We start from the raw sequence: 5,841 nt of genomic DNA on the forward strand, positions 1-5,841 counted from the left end.
ACTGGTGACCGTGAGATTGCGGGTCAGGGTTTCACCGGCCTTGAGTGACTGCACGTCAATGTGGCCATTGTTTAAGGTGTAGGTCCAGTTGCCGTTGGCGTCGATGCTGAAGCTACCGTAGTTGCCATCGGCGACATTGGTTTGCACTTGGAACACGGCTTCGCCGTTATCCACATCGGTGACATCGAGCTTGCCACTGACCATTTGTACGGTGGCTGCATCGTTGTCCGTGTCACCATCTTCGGTGACCGTGCCGTTATCGGTATCGCCGACAGAAATGGTGGCGTCATCGCCAATCGGTTTAATATTAATGGTTAATGTGGCGGTTGCACCCGTGTTGGTGGTGTAGGTGATGACTGGTACTTGTCCATTCCAATTTGCACTCGGTGTAAATTTGTAGGAACCATCAGCATTGATGACTAAGCTGCCGCTTTCTAAGATCACGGTGGAGCCTGCAGTGACAGTATTACCGTTCACTGTGAAACTGACGACGGACAGATTGCTGTCTATATTAGATGCGGAATCGTTAATGAGCACGTTGCCTATTGCGTCAGTGTCCTCATCAACGGTATTTGTGTCGTTAGTTAAGACTATTTGATAATCTTCGGTCGTGGTTGCTGTGCCTTTAGCCCCATTATTTCCAAACCCATAGACTTTGGCGTCCACAACAGTGTCTGTGTCTGCATATAAATCACTGGCTTTCACTTCGACAGAGAATGTGCCATCAGCTTTCATCAGTGTTTGATATTGTTTGCCGTTAATGGTCAGAATAACAATGCCGATTTTTATGGCTGGATCAAAAGTGACCGTACCGGTTATGACAACTGTTTCACTGGTGTCTTTATTGTCGATAATGTTGTCGCCAGTAATAGGGTCTAAATCGATGCTAATTGCAGTATTGTCCGGGCCATCATTATCAAAAATCCGCAGTGTTCCTTGAGCATCTGCGAGTGTGGCATTAACCGGATCAAATAAATTGATGAGCGCAAACTCAGGGCTTATTTCTTCAATTAAGTCATCGACAATGGGCACTGTAATATAGGCCGTTGTTTGTCCTGGTAAGAAGGTTACAGTGCCGCTAACATTAAGAAAGTCTTGGCCGAAAAGTGCGGAAAGTTCTGCTGCTGAATATTTAACGGTGATAGTTTCAGTGCTTGCTTTGCTCAGTGTTAAGGTAAAGACCGCATTAGGAGTACCTTCAACAACGATGGCAAAGTCAATATCGATGGCCGGTAAAGTTGATTCGCTATCGTTATCGATGATACCAAATTTGACTTCTTCATCGTAATAATTATCGCCCCCCACCACTGCGCGGAAATATTCGGTAGGTTCAATAATACTGTCATCAAAAATAGGAACTCTAATTAAAACGCTGTTGCTACCTGCCGTAATGGTGAAGCCGAAAATCGGTCTAGGAATGCTACCGCTATAATCTATGGCGACGACGGTCATTTCCTGCCAAGTAATGCCGCCATCATTAGAATATTGAATAGGTACTAAATAATCATCGGCGTATTCAGCAATGGGATAACCAAACTGTTGGCTGAGTAATTCGCTGGTAAAATTTATCGTTAACTGAGAATCGGTATCGAATGTTAATTGGCTGACTAATTCAAAGGTATTGAATCCATCGCCTTCATTGACATCCTGAATGACGGTCGATAGGTGTGATTTATAAAGATCCAGAGTTGATGAGGTGACCTCTTTAAATGCAGTCCAATCTTCAACACGATAGTCAATTTTTAAATTTTCAAGGTCGTATGGGGTGATGCCATCTTTGAGGTTGATGACATAATTACCACCGCCCAAGTCAACCAAAGTCCCTATATCTTCAAATTCTGCACTGAGGCGAACATTTTTAACCACTAGATTGTGAAACAGAACTTGTTGCCCAACGGCGCCTTCTAGTAAATCCTGAGTGGAAAAAAATAGCTGACCATTTAACTGATTAAAATAATATTCAATTGTGCCACCTGGGACATCAATGGTATCCGCTAATCGTGCATCAAATTCTTCAGGGGCGCGGTCACCAGCTAAGTCGGTAATGGTATCGGCAACATGTTCCATCGCCTCAGATTCAAAAACGTTTTTACCATCTTCAGATGTTTCGGTTTCACGATTAAATATAATCCCTAAGCTCTTTAGGAGTAAGGATAGAATTTCCTTATCGGCGTTAGCCATGTTGATCGGGGCGTTGGTGGTCGGGTCAATATAGTTAGCTAGCGCATCGTGTATGGCTTGGAGAATATTAATATTGTTTGCAAAACTGCTGTCTGTATTAATGAGGCTATTGGTATTCAGTACGCCATCATCCACACCATCGCTTAAGTCATTGTCGAGGGCTTGAAGCAAAATCGCCATATTTTCGACATAGTTTAAATTGACATCGGATAAGCCTGTGGTTGCGATATCTTGTAAAAATAAAATAGGACCTTTAATGAGATCTGCGCTGAACTGAGCGATGATCACGTTACCTATACTGAAGGTGATAATATCGCCGTCGTTGTACGCAAATGAGCCGGGCGCGCCTTGATCGCCGGTTCTGCCGGTTAGTCCTGAAGATGTGGTATAGGTTACGCCGTTTACAAAATTATCGGTTAGTTGAGCCAAGTTAAACGAATTTAATGGCGTATCTGTTGAGTCGGTATTCCTCAATGCTAACGCTGAGGTATTGGTGATTGTTGCAGTGTCATAACCCGCTTGCGCCTGCATTTCAGCGCCGACGCGAGCAATGGACACAAAAGAGTTTCCGCCTTCACTTATCGGTGTGTTGCCTGCGGCGGTTTCTGGTAACGCTTTAGTTGGGTCTTCACCAGCGACAATCTGATCTTGCAGCGCTTGGATTTCATCTAATGTCGCGTCATTGTCATTTGGCGGGGGATTGGTGATGGCTGCTTCATTGGTGGTGTCAGGCGTTTCATTGGATAGCTTAGTGCCATCATCGAAGGTGATTTCGTAGGTGGCATTTTCACTGATATGGAGCACAGCGCCTTTCGGGAGCTGCTCGCCATCCTTAGCGGGTTGTTTTGAACCATCAATCTCGATGTTGATTTGCCCGCTGACTAATTTAAGCAAACCTTTTTTTGATGTAATGATAGATCCCATATTCAGCTCCCAATAACTAATTATGTTGACTCTAGGTTGCACAAAATCAGCGAGCGCACTGAGTTGTGAATTATATGTAAGATTCTAGCTAATAGTTTGGGCTGGGTCAATTTTTTGACGCTGCGGAAATGCTTGTACTACCTAAGGTTTGCGGCAACTGAGCCATAAAAATCGACTTTCTGTCACCGATAACTAGATGTAGTGTTTTTGGCTGAAAAATAAGCTGTATTTAGTGTGGGAGAGGGGCTCTGTGTAAAGGAACTTGAGCTAATTTAGCCGGGGTAGTGTGGGTGGTAATCGTTTAGCGGGCTAAATGTGACGCATTGAGTTTAAAAAAATCAGGCAAGTGATGAATGAGTGGTTTCAGCAGGCGCTAGCGGTTCATCTCGGCTAACAAGTGTGTATCGATGCCGCTATCGGCATCGATCATCTGAACTGCAGCCTATCAAGTGCGCCTATTAAGAGAGGCTCGCGCCCTTATGGGCAACAGCTTCCTTTGCGCGCTCACACTGCTGATTGAGTATGTCGTGTTAGTTTTAGGGGGCACGGAGCCTTAAAGGGTCGCGGCTTGCCGATAACTTTGATTGGCGTGGCCTTGCTCACCTAATTGCTCTTGTATACGCGCTAAAGCTAACCAGGCATCTTTGCTTGGTGCGAGTTGGCAAACATGTTGCCAGCAGGCTTTGGCCTCTTTCGTCTCACGGGTTTGTTGGTAGAGTTTGGCTAAGCAAATCTGGTAGTCGGCATTATTCTCATGGGTGCTTTGATGTTTTAATAATTGCTTACGGATGTCGCTGTCTTCGGCACTGGCTATCTGCGGAATGACCTGCAAGATGGCGGGTTCTGGTGACTCGCGTAATTTTTTGCAAAGCAGAGTTAAGGCCTGCTCCTTTTGATTAAATTGGCACAATCCTTGGGCATAGATCGCAAGATATTCAGCTTGGTTGCGCTCAGTACGAGAGAGCCATTGCCAGCATTGCTCTAGTGCGGCTGCATCTTGTTTAGCTGCGGCGTTAAGTAACGCGCAGTGGGTTGTTAGCGTTAGCGCAACAAATTGGTTTTCATCAAGAATATTACGTTTTTTTAAAATCGGTAACAGGAGTTTCAGTGCCGGCCAATCTTCCTGTGCTCGGTAAAGCTCGAGGGCGAGCTTAAGCACTGGCGCTTTGCTTTTGCTGGTCGGCTCCAGTTTGTCTAATTCGGTGCGGGCAAGGGTAAGTTGCCCTTGTTTTAATAAATAACGCGTCCGGGTGGTGGCGACGGCATTGGCGGCACCCGGTTGGGCTGATGCGCGATCAAGATACTGATCTCGCTCTAAAATTTTATGCTGATGTTGGGCTGCACGGGCGGCGGCAAGGAGGTTAAGCGCGGGCAATTCACCATTGTCAGCGCCTTTTACCATGGCGCGCTCAGCAGCTGGCCAATCTTCTTCAGCGAGCGCCAATGCGCCTAGCAAGGTGTGCTTTTTAGCGGAGCGCTGACGCCAGCGCTGAGGAATAAAGCGGCTACGCAGGATGAGGTTGAACACAACCCATTTAACCAATTGAAACAAGGCATACAATACTATTAAGGCGATGACAGCAAAGACTAAGCTGGTTTCTATTTGATAGTCCCCCGCTGCGATATACACATAACCTACGTTACCCACTAACCAAGGGCTTATGCATAAGCCAATAAGCACTATACCTAGTAATATCAGCATCTTGATCATAGTGGTGCGCCCTCAGTTGGGGCTAATTCACCGTAGGTGGTGAGCTGTAATAGCAATGGTTTTACGCTAAAGGAGTTGATTGAAATGGGTTCCAATTCTACCTTGGCCAGCTTGTCTATTTCGGCAATGATTTCAATGGTATGGTGATCTTGGCTGTCGAAGTGACTGTGGATCCATGTGCGCGCCATCATCAAGGCTTGCTGATAGGTGGCCTTGTCATAGCGATATAACGCCAGTTGGGATTGCAGCAGTTTATGTCGAATATTTTCAACGAGATACCATTGTTGTTGTGGCGCCAGTAGCTCTGGAGCTTCGGCGGTTCTGTGGCGAATGGTGATAAAGTCCTGGGTTATCGACTTCCAGGTCTTAGCGAGATTAGTTTGCCAATCCGTTAAATCGTTGCTGAGCTGCGTGTCTGCTGCGCTGTCGGTTTGGTTGGCGCTGCGATTCAGCGGTAATGTATTGAGTTGCGCAATGAGGGCATCTAGGGCCAAGGCGCTGCCATCGATATCGGTGATGTTAATGTTGGCGGTGGCGGCAATGTCTTGGGCGAGAGCCTTGCGGATTGGCAGTAATGCGGGATTGTTCATCGCGGCGATGGTTTCATCCGCCGATTTTAATAAGTCGATAGCGGTACGCGGATCTTTTTCTAGCCAAAGCTTACGGCCGGCCATATTGACTAAGTAGTCAGCCTCTGCGGCCATCCAATGGGTTGGGCTGCGGGCGGCAAGCTGATTGAGCCGCTCGCTGAGTTGATCTTGGTTGGCGGCGAGCTTGGAGAGATCTTGGTAAGTTTTGGCATCATTTAATTGCTGCTGCTCAAGCTGGTTCAGGCGTTGATTGGGGAGCTGCAATCCCTGCTGCAATTGCGCCTGCAAGGCAGCAAAATTGGCCTCTTGAGCTTGTTGCTGCGCTTGTAGTTGCTGCTGCAATTCTTGGTACAGCAGCACTGCGCCGCCTAAGGTGCAGGCGGTCAAGCCGAGCGCCAATAATACGCCTAGGCGTATTGCCCAAGAGCTTTTTTG

3 protein-coding genes are annotated in these 5,841 nt (G+C 46.8%); all 3 read right to left on the reverse strand.

Features of this window, described 5'->3' with window-relative positions; all coding sequences use genetic code 11:
- Nucleotides 1-3,105: retention module-containing protein (locus ACRCZA_RS12425; protein ID WP_438674739.1), on the reverse strand; the 3,105-nt coding region annotated here is incomplete at its 3' end.
- Between the two features lie 553 nt (nt 3,106-3,658).
- Nucleotides 3,659-4,816, reverse strand: a complete 1,158-nt coding sequence (locus tag ACRCZA_RS12430) for a heme biosynthesis HemY N-terminal domain-containing protein (RefSeq protein WP_438674740.1) — start codon at nt 4,814-4,816, stop codon at nt 3,659-3,661.
- A partial coding sequence (locus ACRCZA_RS12435; protein WP_438674741.1) for a uroporphyrinogen-III C-methyltransferase occupies nt 4,813-5,841 on the reverse strand: 1,029 nt, incomplete at its 5' end. The genes ACRCZA_RS12435 and ACRCZA_RS12430, both read right to left, overlap by 4 nt.

It is taken from the genome of Shewanella sp. (genome assembly GCF_051658185.1).
In the GTDB taxonomy this organism is placed as follows: domain Bacteria; phylum Pseudomonadota; class Gammaproteobacteria; order Enterobacterales; family Shewanellaceae; genus Shewanella.